This window comes from Edwardsiella piscicida, assembly GCF_021733145.1.
Taxonomy (GTDB): Bacteria; Pseudomonadota; Gammaproteobacteria; order Enterobacterales; family Enterobacteriaceae; genus Edwardsiella; species Edwardsiella piscicida.
Genome location: NZ_CP090968.1, coordinates 2092433 through 2106950, shown reverse-complemented (window position 1 = coordinate 2106950; position 14518 = coordinate 2092433). Strand labels below are relative to the sequence as shown.

Sequence of the window (14518 nt, the reverse complement as noted above, 5' to 3'; positions counted from 1 at the left end):
GATGAAAAAGGCGCTTCTGGTGGTCAGCTTTGGCACCAGCTACCGCGAGACCGGTGAGAAGAATATCGCGGCCTGCGAGCGCGATCTGGCGAGCCACTGCCCCGATCGCGATCTGTTCCGGGCATTTACCTCCGGCATGATCATCCGCAAGCTCAGGCAGCGCGACGGCATTGCGATCGACACGCCGCTGCAGGCGCTGCAGCGGCTTGCGGAGCAGGGATATCAGGATGTTGCGATTCAGTCGCTGCACATTATTAACGGCGATGAGTATGAGAAGGTGGTCCGCGAGGTGCAGAGCATGCGCCCGCTGTTTTCCCGCCTGACGCTGGGGGCGCCGCTGCTGAGCAGCCATGAGGACTACGTGCAGCTGATGCGGGCGCTGCGGCAGCAGATGCCGCCGCTGGGGGCGCAGGAGAAAGTGGTGTTTATGGGACACGGCGCGACGCACCACGCCTTTGCGGCCTATGCCTGCCTCGATCACATGATGCGGGCGCAGGGTTTTCCGGCCTGCGTGGGGGCGGTAGAGAGCTATCCGCAGGTCGATATTCTGATCGAGAGCCTCGCTCGGGAGGGGGTTCGCGCGGTGCATCTGATGCCGCTGATGCTGGTGGCCGGGGATCATGCGATCAATGACATGGCCTCAGAGGAGGCGGACTCCTGGCGAACGCAGTTCAACGCCGCCGGGATCCCGGCGACGCCGTGGCTGAACGGCCTGGGCGAAAATCCGGCCGTGCGGGCGATGTTCGTGGCGCACCTGCAGCAGGCGCTGAGCGGCGCGATGGAGGCGGCGGCATGAGCGGCAAACTGTACGCCCTGAGCACGGGGCCGGGCGCCGCCGATCTGATCACCGTCCGCGCCGCGCGGATCCTCGGCTCGCTGGATATCCTCTACGCCCCGGCGGGACGCAAAGGCGGCGATAGCCTGGCGCTTTCCATCGTTGGCGACTATGTCGGCCCGCGGACGGAGGTGCGCTGCTGTCACTTTCCCATGAGCGCCGACGGCGCGGAGAAAGAGGCGGTCTGGGACGCGGTCGCGGCGGCGCTGGAGGCGGCGGTGAAGGCCGGCAAGCAGGTCGGCTTTATCACGCTCGGTGACGCCATGCTGTTCAGCACCTGGGTCTTTTTACTCCAGCGTCTCGGCAGCCCCGACTGGCTGGAGATCGTTCCGGGCGTGACCTCGTTTGCCGCGATCGCCGCGCGCGCCAGGACGCCCCTGGCGATGGAGCAGCAGTCGCTGGCGGTGATGGCGTGCACCGCGCCGGAGGCGGAGATCGCGCAGGCGCTCTCGCGCCATGACACGCTGGTGCTGATGAAGGTCTATGGCCGGTTTGCGCGCATCAAGGCGCTGCTGGCGCAGGCCGGCCTGCTGGAGTGCGCGCTGATGATGTCCGACGCCACGCTGCCCGGCGAGCGGTGCTGGCGCCACCTGAATGAGGTCGACGACGAGCAGGCGCTGCCGTATTTTTCGACCATTTTAGTCAATAAGGGGTGGGGGGGATCACGATGAACCTCGAACAGCAGCTCAAGCGGCTGTCATTCAGTGGTCTGGCGGCGGCGCTGCTGCTGCTGATGGCGCCGCAGCAGGCGTTTGCGATGCACATCATGGAGGGGTTTCTGCCGCCGACCTGGGCGCTGGCGTGGTGGCTGCTCTTTCTGCCCTGCCTGTGGTACGGCCTGGTGCGCCTGCGCAGCATCGTGCAGGAGGAGAGCCATCAGAAGGTGCTGCTGGCGCTGTGCGGCGCGTTTATTTTTGTCCTCTCGGCGCTGAAGATCCCCTCGGTGACCGGCAGCTGCTCACACCCGACGGGCGTCGGCCTGGCGGTGATCCTGTTTGGGCCCGGCGTGGTCGCCATCCTCGGGGCCATCGTCCTGCTGTTTCAGGCCCTGCTGCTGGCGCACGGCGGGTTAACCACCCTGGGCGCCAACGGCATGTCGATGGCCGTGATGGGGCCTATCGTCGGCTATTGGGTATGGACGCTGGCCTGTCGCGCCGGGATCCGCCGCGACGTCGGGGTCTTCCTGTGCGCCATGCTGGCGGATTTGATGACCTACGTTGTGACCTCGGTACAGCTGGGGCTGGCCTTCCCGGATCCGACGGCGGGGGCCGCCGCCTCTATCGTGAAGTTCATGACCATTTTCTGTCTGACGCAGGTTCCGATCGCCGTTGCCGAAGGGCTGCTCACCGTCATGATCTACGACCAGTTGACCAAACGCCGGCTGATTAGGGCATAAGGAGAGGGCGATGAAAAAGACGTTAATACTGCTGGCGATGGTGATTGCGCTGGTGATCCTGCCTTTCTTTATCGATCACGGGGGCGAGTTCGGCGGCGCGGGTGGGGAGGCCGAAAGCCAGATCCTCGCGATCGCGCCGCACTATGAGCCCTGGTTCCAGCCGCTGTATCAACCCGCCAGCGGCGAGATAGAGAGCCTGCTGTTTACCCTGCAGGGCTCCCTTGGCGCGGCGGTGATCTTCTACATTCTGGGATACGCCAAGGGCAGGCAGCGCCGTGATGACCGGACTTGATAGGCTGAGCTATCAGAGCCGCTGGCTCCACGTCGCGCCGGAGCGGAAGTTTCTGCTGTGGCTGCTGCTGATGATCCTGGCGTTTACCCTGCCGCCGCTGGGGCAGGGGGTGACGCTGGCGGTGACCGCCGCGCTGACCTGCTGGCTGCTGCGCATCAGCCTCTGGCGCTGGTGCCGCTGGATGGCGCTGCCGTTTGGCTTTTTGCTGATCGGCGTGCTGACGATCCTGGTCAGCGTCAGCCGCGACCCGCAGACGCTGGTGGTGGGGCTGCCGCTGGGCGATCGCTGGCTGGGGATCGCCGCCGCCGGGCTCGTCACCGCCAATGAAACCCTGTGGCGCAGCCTCGCCGCGCTGGCGGCGACGCTTTGGCTGGTGCTGAACCTGCCGTTTCCTCAGCTGCTCCTGCTGCTTAAGCGGGGGCGGGTGCCGCGGCTGCTGATCGAGCAGATCCTGCTGATCTGGCGCTTTATCTTTATTCTGCTGGACGAGGCGCTGGCCATCCATCGCGCGCAGACGCTGCGCTTTGGCTATCGGCGCCTGCCGCAGAGCTACCGCTCCCTGGCGATGCTGGTCGGGCTGCTGTTTAGCCGGGTGCTGATCCGCTATCAGCAGATGGCCACCGCGCTGGATGTCAAACTGTATCAGGGTGATTTTCACCTCTAAGGAACGCACCATGCTGGCTACCCTCGACCTCGGATTTCGCTATCAGGAGGCGCAGGTACTGAAGGGCGTGTCGCTGGATCTCGCCGCCCACGCCGTGACCGGGCTGGTGGGGGCCAACGGCTGCGGCAAATCCACGCTGTTTATGAACCTGAGCGGGCTACTGCGGCCGCAGCAGGGGGCGGTGCTGTGGCAGGGCCAACCGCTGGATTACAGTAAGCGCGGTCTGCTGGCGCTGCGTCAGCAGGTGGCGACGGTCTTTCAGGACCCCGATCAGCAGCTTTTTTATACCGATATCGACAGCGATATCGCCTTCAGCCTACGCAACCTGGGCGTGGCAGAGGCGGAGATCGCCCGGCGCGTAGAGGATGCGCTGACGCTGGTGGATGCGCACCCGTTTCGACATCAGCCGATCCAGTGCCTGAGCCATGGGCAGAAAAAACGCGTGGCCATCGCCGGGGCGCTGGTGCTGCAGGCGAAATACCTGCTGCTGGACGAGCCGACGGCGGGCCTCGATCCCGCCGGGCGGGCGCAGATGATCGCGATCGTTCGGCGGATTGCGGCGCAGGGGAACCACGTAGTGATCTCCAGCCATGACATCGATCTGATCTACGAGGTCAGCGATGCCGTCTACGTGCTGCGCCAAGGCGAGGTGCTGGCGCAGGGGGCGCCGGGCGAGGTCTTCGCCCGCGCCGATCTGATGAGGGCGGCCGGGCTGACGCAGCCTTGGCTGGTGAAGCTGCACACGCAGCTGGGGCTGCCGCTGTGTAAGCGTGAGGATGAGTTTTTTCAACGTATGCGACACAACGCGATAAAGGAGGCCCGATGACGCAGGCGATGGCGATTATGCTGCAGGGGACCGCCTCTGACGTAGGCAAAAGCGTGCTGGTGGCGGGACTGTGCCGCATTTTTTATCAGGACGGCCTGCGTACGGCGCCCTTTAAGTCACAGAATATGGCGCTGAACTCCGGCATTACGCCGGATGGCAAAGAGATGGGGCGCGCCCAGATTTTTCAGGCGCAGGCGGCGGGCATTGCGCCGGACGTGCGGATGAACCCGGTGCTGCTCAAGCCGACCAGCGATCGCAAAGCGCAGGTGGTGCTGATGGGGGAGGTGGCGGCCGATATGGACGCCGTCAGCTACCACCAGTACAAGCCGCGTCTGCGCGAGCGCATTCTGGCGGTCTACCAGAGCCTGGCGCAGCAGTATGAGGCGCTGGTGCTGGAGGGGGCCGGCAGTCCGGCGGAGATCAACCTGCGCGATCGCGATATCGTCAACATGGGGATGGCCGAAATGGCGCGCTGCCCGGTGATCCTGGTGGCGGATATCGACAAAGGGGGCGTCTTCGCGTCGATCTATGGCACGCTGGCGCTGCTGCGCCAGGGCGAACGGGCCCGGGTGAAAGGGGTGATCATCAATAAGTTTCGCGGCGATGTGGCGCTGCTGCACTCCGGCATTGAACAGATTGAAGCGCTGACGGGGGTGCCGGTGCTGGGGGTGATGCCGTGGCTCGAGGTGGATCTCGACGACGAGGACGGCGTCGCGCTGCAGAAGGGCAAATACCGGCAAACGGCGCCGCGCGATATCGATATCGCCGTGGTGCAGATACCGCATATCTCGAACTTTACCGACGTTAACGCCCTGGCGGCGCAGCCGGATGTACGGGTGCGCTATGTCAGCCATCCGCAGGCGCTGGCCGGCGCCGATCTGGTGATTTTACCGGGCAGTAAAAATACGCTGGGCGATCTGGCCTGGCTGCGTGAAAGCGGCATGGCCGATGCGCTGCTGCAGGCCCACCGTCAGCGGGTGCCGCTGATAGGGATTTGCGGCGGCTACCAGATGCTGGGCAGCACCATTATCGACGAGGTGGAGTCGGGGCTGGGGACGCAGCCCGGCCTCGGCCTGCTGCATATCGTCACCCGCTTCGCGCCGCGTAAAACCACCGCGCTGGCCGCGGCGCAGGTGACGATGACGCCGCCGGCGTGGCTGCACGCCGCCGCCGGTGTGGCGCTGAAAGGCTACGAGATCCACATGGGAGAAACGCAGCGGGCGGCGGGGTGCCGTCCGGCGCTGTTTATCGAGAGAAACGGCGAGCGGGTGGCGGATGGCGCCATCAGCGACGATGGGCTGGTGATCGGCACCTACCTGCACGGACTGTTCGACAGCGATGCCTTTACGCACGCCCTGGTGGACAGCCTGCGTCATCGCAAGGGGCTGGCGCCGCGGCAAAGGACGCTGGACTATGCGGCCTACAAAGCCCAGCAGATCGATACTCTGGCCAGCGCAATGAGAGAGCATATTGATATTAAAGCAATTTATAAAATAATGCGCGAGCATCGGGAGGCGGAGGCATGATTTTAGTGACCGGAGGTGCGCGCAGCGGAAAGAGCGCGCACGTCGAGCGGCTGGCGGCTCAGCGCTGCGAGCGCATTCTGTATATTGCGACCGCCAGCGTCACCGATGACGAGATGGCGGCGCGCATCGCGCAGCACCGCGCCCAGCGCCCGTCGCACTGGCGCACCTGGGAGGGGTATCGCGATCTGGGCGAGGTGATTCGCCACCAGGTGCGCCCCGGCGAAGGGGTGGTGCTGGAGTGTATCACCACCATGCTGGCCAACCTGCTCTATGAGGCCAGCGGCGGCGCCTCGCCGGAGACCCTGGATTTCCCGGCGCTTGAGGCCGTGCTGCAGCGCCAGGTGGACGATCTGATCGCGGCGTGCCAGCAGTCGGCGGCGCCGGTGTTCATCGTGACCAATGAGCTGGGGATGAGCATCACCCCGGAGAACCGACTGGCGCGCCACTTTGTCGATATCGCCGGCCGGGCGAACCAACGGCTGGCGCAGGCGGCGCAGGCGGTGTGGCTGGTGGTTTCCGGGATCGGCGTGCAGATTAAAGCGGAGTAGGGCCGCAGGCGGTCGCCCCGGCGCCGCCCGCACGGCGGCGTTGGGCGGGGTTAGGGCGCTATCTGCAGCGTAAAGCGATACGGCTTCACCTCTTTGCGCCGGGCCTCCGCGCGGCTTTGCAATATCCGCAGCTCATACTTTCCGCTGGCGGGCAGGGTATAGCGCCCCTGGCTATCCAGCGCCGGAGAGTATTTCCCTAAGTCGACCGCATCGTCGATCCCTGGGCCGAATAAAACCGCCGCGACCGTCTCCTTGGGCAGGGTGAGGCGCAGGCGCTGATCTTTATTGGCCCGGAAGAAATAGGCGTCGTAGTCGTACCCCTTGATGGTGCCGGAGTAGCGTGCGCTGTCATGCCCTTTGGGGAAGACGACGTCGATCTGCCTGCCGGCGGCGACGGCGGTCGCGCTGAGCGCGGACAGCAGTAGGGTGATTGACGCGATGGCCGACCATTTCATGTTGATTTATCTCCTGGTGCCGATTGATGCGCTGATTCTAGCCTAGGCTCGGCGCGGCGCTTAATCGGATTTTTCTTGCAATGCACGGCGTTGATGGCCCTGGGCGCGGTGCGCCGCACGACGCGCTTAGGGCTGAATCCGCTGTTGCCACAGCTCCCCGAAGCGCAGGTCGACGCTGGCCGGAAAGAAGCGCATCCGCCCGGCGCAGGGCGTAAAGGTGAACTCGCTGAAGTAAATATCGTCGCCGACCAAGAACCAGTCCATCCGGCAGTAATCGACGTCGGCGCTGAGCTGGCGTGAGAGGGCCAGCATCTCATCGAGCCTGGCGGGCCTGCGGATGCGCGTATCAAGGTTGTTGGGGTAGCGTCTCTCGATATAGCCTACGCACACCTCCTGGCGCCGCCACGCCGGATCATAAATATTGACGGACTCCTCGCCGCGGGCGTCGGTAAAATCCACCTCGATAAATTGAGGCTGCCCCGCAAAGCAATGTACCCGAAACAGCTCTGGCGTAATGTCGCGATCCGCGTGGGCGAATACATCCAGGTATTTTTCACAGATGATTCTCGGAACGATATTTTTATAGTGTCTTTCGCGTGTGGTGACATACATATTTCGAGATAAGTAAAAGCTTATTTTTTCGCGCGCGCTGGCGATATCAAATTTATCCTTATCGGTACAGATGATGGCGCTGGCGCTATCGTGGGAGCACTTGATAACGAATTGCTGCGGTAGCGCGTCAAGGTCGATCTGATCGAAAGAAGGATAGATCCCCAGCGTGGGTACCACATATTTCTCACCGATCTGCTGGGCGATAAATTTCCGGGCGTTGACCTTGTCCGCTAGTTCGGTAAAGCGTTGGTTTCTATCAAACAACATGCGGAATATGATCTTTTCATTGAACGTCTGCGGCGGCGAAAGTTGAATCTCACGGCCGAAGTCATATTTGAAACGTCTGGCTTTGAATCGTTTATCGCTGAGCAGCAGGGTGCGTAGTATCTTTAGCCGATACTCCACCCTTTTTAATAGCCATTTAGCCTGCATGGCGGACTTCCCCTTAAATAAAGCTAATGCCGAATGGTGTTATTTTTACTGCGCGCGCGTAATTGTGTGATTTATCTGTCAGGATAAATAATACCTAATTTTTGCCGCCAAGAATCAATGCCAGGTAAACGGGATAGATGTTAATAATAATTTTTATTTTGAATTATAACTGGGGTTATTAGCCATCGCGGTACACCCCCGGCCACAGCGTATTTGGCCGGGGGCTGCGGATAGTGCGTATGGGGGAATGTCACGATGCGCGGCGCCAGGGGGTGGGTGAGCCCGCCGGCGGCCGCGGCGGCGTCGATAGCGGACCGCGCGCCGTGCGCGCGGCGAGTGGGCTAGCGCAGGGAGAGCACCAGCATCAGCAGCAGCGCTGCGCAGATGATAATGGCGATCGGTAGCACGATGAGCTGCACAAACAGGCGTCGACTCTCGGCCGCATCGTTCCCCACGCCGGCCAGCACCAACGCCCCGCCGCTGGAGAACGGCGAGTAGCCGGTAAAGGTGGCGAACGCCGCGATCACCGAGAACAGCAGGGCGGTATGTTCGGTATGGATCTTGGCGGCGATGGGGAACATGGTCGGCATCACCGCCCCCATGCTGGAGGCAAACAGCGACATGGCAGAGGAGAGGCCCCCCATGATATACACCACGCCATAGCCGCGGCTGTCCTCCCCCTGCACGTCGTTAACCCAATGGGCTATCTGGTCAACGGCGCCGCGATCGACCGCCAGGTTGATCAGCATCCCCAGGCCGCAGATCATGATAATGATCGACCAGGGAATATTCTCCATCGCCTTGCGCTCATCGGCCACCTTCAGCAGCAGGCTGGCGACGATGCCGATGAAAGAGAGAAAGGTGGGATTCAGCGCCCGGGACGCCGCTTTGAGCGCCGTCGACGCCGGTAGCAGCGATGACAGCAGCGCCGGAAGGATGATCAGCAGGAAGACGCCGCAGACCAGCCACAGGGTGCGCTTCTGCTCGGCGGTAAACGGCGCCGGCCGCGCCATGTTTTCCACGGCCTGAATCCGGTATCCCCTGAGCAGCAGGTAGCTGACGGCAAAGATCGCCGTGTGGGCCAAAAACATGCTTAGCCCGATGGCGTAGGTGTAGGTATAGTGCAGCGCCAGCGGGGCGGGAATGTTCAGGTTTTCCAGCATCCCGTTGACCACCCGTCCCCCCAGGGTAAAGGGGTTGAAGCCCCCGGCGCAGGCGCCGCTGTAGACGATCACCGCCGCCAGCATCTTGCTCATGCGGATCTGGGTGGCAATCAGCATGATCAGCGGCGAGAGAAAGGCGAAGGCGGCATAGTGCCCCGGTCCGATCCCGGAAAACACCACCACGCACAGGTAGAAGATCACCGGCATCAGCCAGGGAAAGTGGCGGCTCATGTATATCGCGTGCTGGGCGCCGCGGTTGAGCGTGCCGTTGGCGATGGCAAAGCCATAAAAATAGGTGATGGAGAAGAGGATGAAAAAGAGATTTAACGGCCATAGCGCCAGCTGCTTTCCGCTGGAGAGGCCCGCCATGTTGGCCAGGATAAAGGCAAAAATAATGGCGAATATACCGATATTTATTTTGATGAAATAGCCAAGGGCGATGGAGGCGACGATGGCCAGGATGATAAGGGTATTGATATCCAGCATAGTGTGTCCTCTTTTTAATGATGACAGAGAGGAAAGCAAGAGGTGTGCCAAGCTGGAAATGGGATTTTTTTGTGATATGAATCAAATATATCCAGGGGATACGCCGCGCTGTTGCTGCCCCCGTCACACTTTATTTTCGCGGGGGTAACAGGCGCGGCGTAAAGCGTCACAACTTTGTTATGGTTCGGACGCCTCGCGCCGATCCGCCTCCGAGGATGGGTCGTGAATGTGACGGTAGATACTCATTTTGCTGATATTTAATTGGCGCGCCGCCTTCTGCTGATTCTGCTGATTGCGCGCCAGATAATATTGCACGATCTGGCGTTGGCAATGGCCGGTCATGAGCTTGAAGTCATCCAGCAGCGGGATGCGACAGGTCAAGACGTCGCCGCTCGCCGCGCCGTCGGCCTCGTCTGGCTGGCAGTAGCGCAGCAGGATCTGGGTCGGGGTCAGGGCGGGGAACACCCGGTAGAGGATGGCGAAGCGCTCGATGATGGCCCGTAGCTCGCGGACGTTGCCGTGAAACGGGTGGCGGCACAGCGCCGTCAGCAGCGCCGCCTCCTGCTCCTCGTCCAGGCGACACCCCAGGGTGTGCAGAAAGCGGCGCCCCAGCAGGCGGATATCGTCGTCGCGGCTACGCAGCGGCGGCAGCAGGATATGCAGCGTGTTCAGCCGGTAGTAGAGATCGCCGCGGAACAGCCGCTCATCGATCCGGCGTCGCAGGTCCTGGTTGGTGGCGGTGATGATGCGCACGTCGACCGGCAGCACCTCGCTACCGCCGATGCGCATGATCTCCTTTTCCTGCAGGGCGCGCAGCAGCTTGGTCTGCATGCTCAGCGGCAGCTCGCCTATCTCATCCAAAAACAGGGTGCCGCCGTGCGCCAGCTCGAACAGCCCGGCCTTGCCCCTGCGATTGGCGCCGGTGAAGGCGCCGTCCACATAGCCAAACAGCTCGCTCTCCAGCAGGTTCTCCGGGATCGCCGCGCAGTTAATCGCCACAAAGGGCTGGCTGCGCCGCGCGCTGCTGCGGTGCAGGCTCTGGGCAAACAGCTCCTTGCCCGTGCCAGACTCCCCTTGAATCAAGACGTTGGCCTGCGTGGCAGCGTAGTGACGCGCCAGGGTTTTGATATCCTGCATCGCCGGATCGGCGGTGAGGATATCGTCAAAGTCATAGCGCGCGACAAACCCCTGCCGCCGCCCCTCCTGCTGGCGCAGGCGGTGCTCGGCGTGGCGGATCAGGCGCGAAGCCGACAGGGTACAGACCACCCCGAGGCTGCGCCCCTGGCTGACGATGGGCACCCGGTTCACGATAAAGGTATCGCCGTTGACCTCCACCACCTGGCCCAGCTGGCTCCGCTGGCTCTTCAGCACATCCCGGGTGCGCGAGTCCGGGATCAGGGTACGGACCTCACGGCCGATCACCGCCGGCAGCTCGCGGCGTAGGATCGCCAGCGCCGCCGGATTAACCTGAATGATGCGATCCTGCGCGTCGGTGACGATCAGCGCCTCGGCGATGGTCGCCAGCATGGTGTCCAGCTGCGCGGCCTTATTGCGGCTCTCATCCTCCGCGTGCGCCAGCAGCATCGCCTGATGCAGCGCCCGGTAAATGGCGTCGTCGTCGGCGGTCAGCAGCCGCGCGCTCACGCCGAGCCGCTGCGCCGCCCGCACCACCAGAATGCCGCCGATGACGACATCCAGGGCGCGGATCTCATCGCTGAGCAGCAGCGCGTCGATATCGTCGAGGCCGTGGAACACATCCTGCCGGATCGTCATCGCCAGCGCCTGGGCAATCGGCGCCACCCCGGGCAGCGGCTGGCGGTAGCTGATCACGCCGACCCGGGTGACCGCTCCCCGCAGCGGCAGCAGCAGCGTTAGCAGGTCGAGGGCGCTGGTTTCGATAGAGACCACCGGCTTGAGCGTATACAGACGGATTTTCTCCGCGGTGCCGCCGCGGCTGATCACCGCCGCGATATCGTCCGGCAGGCGCGCGATCTGGCGGGCGACGGCGTCAAAGGCACCGTCGATCACCGTCAGGCGGCAGCCCAGCGCCGCCGCCTGCTGTCGTGCCAGGGTCGCCAGCTGGGGGTAGGGGGCAATAAAGGCAAAGTGAAATTCGGCGCTCATGGAAACTCCTTGGTCAACGCGGCCAGGTGAGCGCGAGCGCAGAGGAGCCGCGTGCGCGGCCCCTCGCGGCGCACTCCGGCGTGAGGCGCTATCGCCCGTCGGACGTCGGAGCCAACAGGCTGTTGCGCAGGTAAAATTGCCCGTCCAGCAGGATCCGCGCGGTGCGGGTCACCCGCGCCTTATGCAGCCGGTATGTCTCCCCCAGACGCTCGACCGCGCAGTCGATCACGATCACCCCGCTGGGATGGCCGATGCGCAGGCGATCGCCGGCGTGCGCCGCCGGCGCCATCCGTTGGTATACCAGGGTGCCGGGGATGCGGGCGGCGGCGCCCAGCGCGACGGTGCCCGTCACCGGGTGGGCCTTATGCACCGCCTGCATAAACACCAGGCGTGAGACAATGTCGCACTGCTCCGCCGCGATGTGCTTTCCGTTAAAGGTATCATGCGCGCGCGGTGGGCTGACAATGCTGAAAAAGGGCGCATAGGGGATCCGCTGCGCCGCCGCGCGCCAGTCATCGATCAGCCCAATCCGCTGCGCCGCTTTGGCGCGGATCTCTTCGATCAGCGCCATCCGCTGCGCATCGCCGCCGATCTCGGCCGGGGTCTCCGTGCCGCGCAGCCCCAGCGCCTCGGCGTCGATAAACACCGTGACGTTGCCCGCGTCGATGATGGAAACCTGATACGTCCGCCCGCCGGCCTCAAGGGTGTCGCAGGGCGCTCCGCTGGGCAGCAGCGCCCCGGTGCTCTCCCCGCCGCAGTCGGCCCAGTCGATCTCGATGCGGGCGCCGCTGCCCGGTACGCCGTCGATACGGCAGTCGCCCTCAACCCGCGGCATACCGTCGGCGACCGGCACATCGGCGATCAGGACCCGTCCGGTGTTCACCATATGGATACGCACCCGGGTCAACGGCGCGTCGGCGGCGATCATCCCCTTCTGGATCGCGAAGGCGCCGACCGCTGCCGAGATGTTGCCGCAGTTGCCAGCGTAGTCGATGAAGGCCTCGCTAAGGCTGACCTGGCCGAAGATGTAATCCACGTCCGCGTCGGGCCGGCTGGCGGGGGCGATGATGGCCAGCTTGCTGGTCAGCGGGTCGGCGCCGCCCAGCCCATCGATCTGGCGCAGATCCGGGCTGCCGAAGACGGAGAGGATCACCCGATCGCGCAGGGTGGGATCGGTGGGGAGGGCATTCTTCATGATAAAGATGCCCTTGCTGGTGCCTCCGCGCACGATAGCGACGGGGAGTGCGGTCACTTCAGTTTGCATCACGACCTCCGGTTTGTCTGAGATAGTTCACGAGGCCGCCGGCGCGGATCATCGCCATGATGTGATCCGGCAGGCGGGTACAGGGGTAGATCTCTTGCTGGGTGATATTGAGGATAATGCCCTGGGCGATATCGATGGAGAGCGCATCGCCCTGGCGGATCTCGCTGGCGCGCGGCGCGCTGAGCGCGGGGATCCCCAGATTGATGCAGTTACGGTAGAAAATGCGGGCGAAGGAGCGGGCCACCACCGCCTGGATCCCCAGATACTTGAGGGTGAGCGGCGAGGTTTCGCGCGACGAGCCGGAGCCCAGGTTATTGCCGGCCACCAGAATATCCCCGGGGCGCACCTGTTCGGCGAAGTAGGGGTTGACGGCGGCCAGGCAGTAAGGGGCGGCCTCGGCGATGCTCAGCGCCATATGCTGCGGCGGTGAGATGATATCGGTGTTGATATTGTTGCCAAACGTCCAGACATTACCGTGTAGCCGCGTATCCATCGGGGACCTCACAGACGCGTTGCGGTGAAAGGATGCTGCCGGTCAGGGCAGCGGTGGCCACGGAGTGCGGAGAGGCCAGCGCATAGCGCGCGACGATGTCGATACACCTTCCTCTGCGGGAGTGCCGCCGGGTGCACAAACGCGGTCGCTTCGATCCGCGTCAGGCCGCTGGCCATCAGGCCATCGATGCGCGTTCGCCTCTCCGGCGCCGGGATCCCGGCGGTGAGAGTCCTGCAGCCCGTCGCGTGGGCAGACGTCGCTCAGGCTAACCTGCGCGGGCCAGCCACACATTCGTATTTCGGTCAACGTCAGCGTCTTTGTCTCGCGCGGCTCATCGCGCACCCTGGCGAGTCAGGCGCTTTCTCCGTGAATAAACGACGCGAAGCGGCGGCGGTCACCGCCGTGCTCCTGCGTCTCAATTTTGATGACGTGCGTGGCCATATCCGCGAGCAGCAGCCGCAGAAGGGCCCGACCGGCGCGGGCCATGTCCCGTACCACTGAATCCCTAACAGTCTGATCCCGCATTGCAATGGCTCTCCCCGCGATGGCGTTAACGCAGCGTCACCATAGCCATAGCAGATTACGTGCCAGCTTTTTCCTGACGGGATATTTTTTTAATTAAATGAAAAATAAGATGATTTATTTTTCACCGCGGCGAGGGCCGCCTAGAGCGTAACAAATTTGTTGCTATGGTTTCGTTTTTGAAGAGGCGCGGGGGGCATCGCATCAACGCCGGCCGCCCGGTGAGGCGGGCGGGATGGCGCCCGCGCGTTGGCCGCCATCCTACCGTGGGGGGATTAGGACGAGGGCATCAGCGATGAATGGTGGGTGGCTATCTTCCACGCCTGGCCGTTCCAGGCGTAGGTAAAGGTATAGCGGGCGGCGGCGCTCGACCGGTCCGCAAAGGTAAAGGTATAGGTGCCAATATCGGTGGCGGTATTGCAGTCTATTTTTATGGTGCGGCTATCGATGACGCCCACCGGCTTCTTGGCGAGAAAGTACCTGAAGTAATCCAGCCGCTCTTCCTGGGTATAGCGCGTTTTATTGGATACGGTGGGCAGTAAAACCGCGTCGGCCTGGTAGGTATCGACCACCTTCTGCGGGTCACCCGTCTTTAGCGCCGCATTCCACTGGTCAAACAGCGCGGCGATTTGCTGCGGAGTCACGCTGACGCACTGCGCTGTCGCGGCGAACGCCGGGTTAACCATCCAGGCCGATACGGCGGCGATAAGGTAGATTTTTTTCATACGGCTTCCTTTTGTCAGGGGGGCGAGATCCTTGTTATTAATAACATAAGTAAACTGTATAGCGATTGTACTATCGTCTATTGTAGCAATAGTCGGATTGTCGCCAGGCCGGGGCGGCGGGAGGGGGCGAAGCCCGGCGGGCGGGATGGGGTGCG

16 protein-coding genes are annotated in these 14518 nt (G+C 63.2%); 9 read left to right on the top strand and 7 right to left on the bottom strand.

The window, feature by feature from the left end:
* Nucleotide 1 precedes the first annotated feature (1 nt).
* Genes cbiK through cobU form a run of 8 tightly spaced genes read left to right on the top strand, consistent with a single transcriptional unit; the run spans nucleotide 2 to nucleotide 6087 of the window.
* Nucleotides 2-796 (top strand): sirohydrochlorin cobaltochelatase, encoded by a 795-nt coding sequence (gene cbiK, locus L1P05_RS09570; protein WP_012848831.1) that lies wholly within the window; start codon nucleotides 2-4, stop codon nucleotides 794-796.
* Entirely contained in the window at nucleotides 793-1506 is a 714-nt protein-coding gene (locus L1P05_RS09565; protein WP_012848830.1) for a cobalt-factor II C(20)-methyltransferase, read from the top strand. Before cbiK ends, L1P05_RS09565 begins: the two co-directional genes overlap by 4 nt.
* Nucleotides 1503-2231 carry a cobalt ECF transporter S component CbiM gene (gene cbiM / locus L1P05_RS09560; RefSeq protein ID WP_012848829.1) on the top strand — a complete coding sequence of 243 codons (729 nt, stop codon included), beginning with the start codon at nucleotides 1503-1505 and terminating at the stop codon, nucleotides 2229-2231. Before L1P05_RS09565 ends, cbiM begins: the two co-directional genes overlap by 4 nt.
* Nucleotides 2232-2241: 10 nt before the next feature.
* Entirely contained in the window at nucleotides 2242-2523 is a 282-nt protein-coding gene (locus L1P05_RS09555; protein ID WP_012848828.1) for an energy-coupling factor ABC transporter substrate-binding protein, read from the top strand.
* On the top strand, nucleotides 2510-3187 hold the full coding sequence (locus tag L1P05_RS09550) for an energy-coupling factor ABC transporter transmembrane protein (RefSeq protein ID WP_012848827.1): 678 nt from the start codon (nucleotides 2510-2512) through the stop codon (nucleotides 3185-3187). The genes L1P05_RS09555 and L1P05_RS09550 overlap by 14 nt, the downstream gene beginning before the upstream one ends.
* A gap of 10 nt (nucleotides 3188-3197) precedes the next feature.
* Complete coding sequence (locus tag L1P05_RS09545) at nucleotides 3198-4013, top strand: energy-coupling factor ABC transporter ATP-binding protein (RefSeq protein WP_015461633.1); 816 nt, start codon at nucleotides 3198-3200, stop codon at nucleotides 4011-4013.
* The gene (locus L1P05_RS09540; protein WP_034168633.1) at nucleotides 4010-5539 is read left to right on the top strand and encodes a cobyric acid synthase; all 1530 of its coding nucleotides are present in this window, start codon (nucleotides 4010-4012) and stop codon (nucleotides 5537-5539) included. The genes L1P05_RS09545 and L1P05_RS09540 overlap by 4 nt, the downstream gene beginning before the upstream one ends.
* Nucleotides 5536-6087 (top strand): bifunctional adenosylcobinamide kinase/adenosylcobinamide-phosphate guanylyltransferase, encoded by a 552-nt coding sequence (gene cobU / locus L1P05_RS09535; protein ID WP_012848825.1) that lies wholly within the window; start codon nucleotides 5536-5538, stop codon nucleotides 6085-6087. The genes L1P05_RS09540 and cobU overlap by 4 nt, the downstream gene beginning before the upstream one ends.
* A 50-nt stretch (nucleotides 6088-6137) precedes the next feature.
* Here cobU and L1P05_RS09530 read toward each other — a convergent pair whose 3' ends face one another.
* The 6 genes from L1P05_RS09530 to L1P05_RS09505 form a co-directional block, all read right to left on the bottom strand.
* Nucleotides 6138-6542: a PPC domain-containing protein gene (locus L1P05_RS09530; RefSeq protein WP_012848824.1), complete on the bottom strand. Its 405-nt coding sequence runs from the start codon at nucleotides 6540-6542 to the stop codon at nucleotides 6138-6140.
* Between the two features lie 126 nt (nucleotides 6543-6668).
* The gene (locus L1P05_RS09525) at nucleotides 6669-7421 is read right to left on the bottom strand and encodes an ATP-grasp fold amidoligase family protein (RefSeq protein WP_231295882.1); all 753 of its coding nucleotides are present in this window, start codon (nucleotides 7419-7421) and stop codon (nucleotides 6669-6671) included.
* A gap of 506 nt (nucleotides 7422-7927) precedes the next feature.
* A complete protein-coding gene (locus L1P05_RS09520; protein ID WP_012848822.1) occupies nucleotides 7928-9235 on the bottom strand; it encodes an SLC13 family permease in 1308 nt (435 codons plus the stop codon).
* 177 nt (nucleotides 9236-9412) lie between these two features.
* Complete coding sequence (locus L1P05_RS09515; protein ID WP_012848821.1) at nucleotides 9413-11359, bottom strand: sigma 54-interacting transcriptional regulator; 1947 nt, start codon at nucleotides 11357-11359, stop codon at nucleotides 9413-9415.
* 88 nt (nucleotides 11360-11447) lie between these two features.
* Complete coding sequence (locus tag L1P05_RS09510; protein WP_012848820.1) at nucleotides 11448-12623, bottom strand: 2-methylaconitate cis-trans isomerase PrpF family protein; 1176 nt, start codon at nucleotides 12621-12623, stop codon at nucleotides 11448-11450.
* Nucleotides 12613-13116 carry a LeuD/DmdB family oxidoreductase small subunit gene (locus L1P05_RS09505; protein WP_012848819.1) on the bottom strand — a complete coding sequence of 168 codons (504 nt, stop codon included), beginning with the start codon at nucleotides 13114-13116 and terminating at the stop codon, nucleotides 12613-12615. Before L1P05_RS09505 ends, L1P05_RS09510 begins: the two co-directional genes overlap by 11 nt.
* Before the next feature lie 366 nt (nucleotides 13117-13482).
* Between L1P05_RS09505 and L1P05_RS17520 the strand changes: the two genes are divergently transcribed.
* Nucleotides 13483-13617: a hypothetical protein gene (locus tag L1P05_RS17520; RefSeq protein WP_012848818.1), complete on the top strand. Its 135-nt coding sequence runs from the start codon at nucleotides 13483-13485 to the stop codon at nucleotides 13615-13617.
* Nucleotides 13618-13913: 296 nt separating this feature from the next.
* On the opposite strand, the gene L1P05_RS09500 is transcribed toward L1P05_RS17520, so the two are convergent.
* Nucleotides 13914-14363: an SgcJ/EcaC family oxidoreductase gene (locus L1P05_RS09500; RefSeq protein ID WP_012848817.1), complete on the bottom strand. Its 450-nt coding sequence runs from the start codon at nucleotides 14361-14363 to the stop codon at nucleotides 13914-13916.
* Between the last annotated feature and the right edge of the window lie 155 nt (nucleotides 14364-14518).

Bases quoted from the DNA above. Each gene is read 5' to 3' on its own strand.
- cbiK (WP_012848831.1), top strand. From the start codon at position 2: ATGAAAAAGGCGCTTCTGGTGGTCAGCTTTGGCACCAGCTACCGCGAG.
- L1P05_RS09565 (WP_012848830.1), top strand. From the start codon at position 793: ATGAGCGGCAAACTGTACGCCCTGAGCACGGGGCCGGGCGCCGCCGAT.
- cbiM (WP_012848829.1), top strand. From the start codon at position 1,503: ATGAACCTCGAACAGCAGCTCAAGCGGCTGTCATTCAGTGGTCTGGCG.
- L1P05_RS09555 (WP_012848828.1), top strand. From the start codon at position 2,242: ATGAAAAAGACGTTAATACTGCTGGCGATGGTGATTGCGCTGGTGATC.
- L1P05_RS09550 (WP_012848827.1), top strand. From the start codon at position 2,510: ATGACCGGACTTGATAGGCTGAGCTATCAGAGCCGCTGGCTCCACGTC.
- L1P05_RS09545 (WP_015461633.1), top strand. From the start codon at position 3,198: ATGCTGGCTACCCTCGACCTCGGATTTCGCTATCAGGAGGCGCAGGTA.
- L1P05_RS09540 (WP_034168633.1), top strand. From the start codon at position 4,010: ATGACGCAGGCGATGGCGATTATGCTGCAGGGGACCGCCTCTGACGTA.
- cobU (WP_012848825.1), top strand. From the start codon at position 5,536: ATGATTTTAGTGACCGGAGGTGCGCGCAGCGGAAAGAGCGCGCACGTC.
- L1P05_RS09530 (WP_012848824.1), bottom strand. From the start codon at position 6,542: ATGAAATGGTCGGCCATCGCGTCAATCACCCTACTGCTGTCCGCGCTC.
- L1P05_RS09525 (WP_231295882.1), bottom strand. From the start codon at position 7,421: ATGTTGTTTGATAGAAACCAACGCTTTACCGAACTAGCGGACAAGGTC.
- L1P05_RS09520 (WP_012848822.1), bottom strand. From the start codon at position 9,235: ATGCTGGATATCAATACCCTTATCATCCTGGCCATCGTCGCCTCCATC.
- L1P05_RS09515 (WP_012848821.1), bottom strand. From the start codon at position 11,359: ATGAGCGCCGAATTTCACTTTGCCTTTATTGCCCCCTACCCCCAGCTG.
- L1P05_RS09510 (WP_012848820.1), bottom strand. From the start codon at position 12,623: ATGCAAACTGAAGTGACCGCACTCCCCGTCGCTATCGTGCGCGGAGGC.
- L1P05_RS09505 (WP_012848819.1), bottom strand. From the start codon at position 13,116: ATGGATACGCGGCTACACGGTAATGTCTGGACGTTTGGCAACAATATC.
- L1P05_RS09500 (WP_012848817.1), bottom strand. From the start codon at position 14,363: ATGAAAAAAATCTACCTTATCGCCGCCGTATCGGCCTGGATGGTTAAC.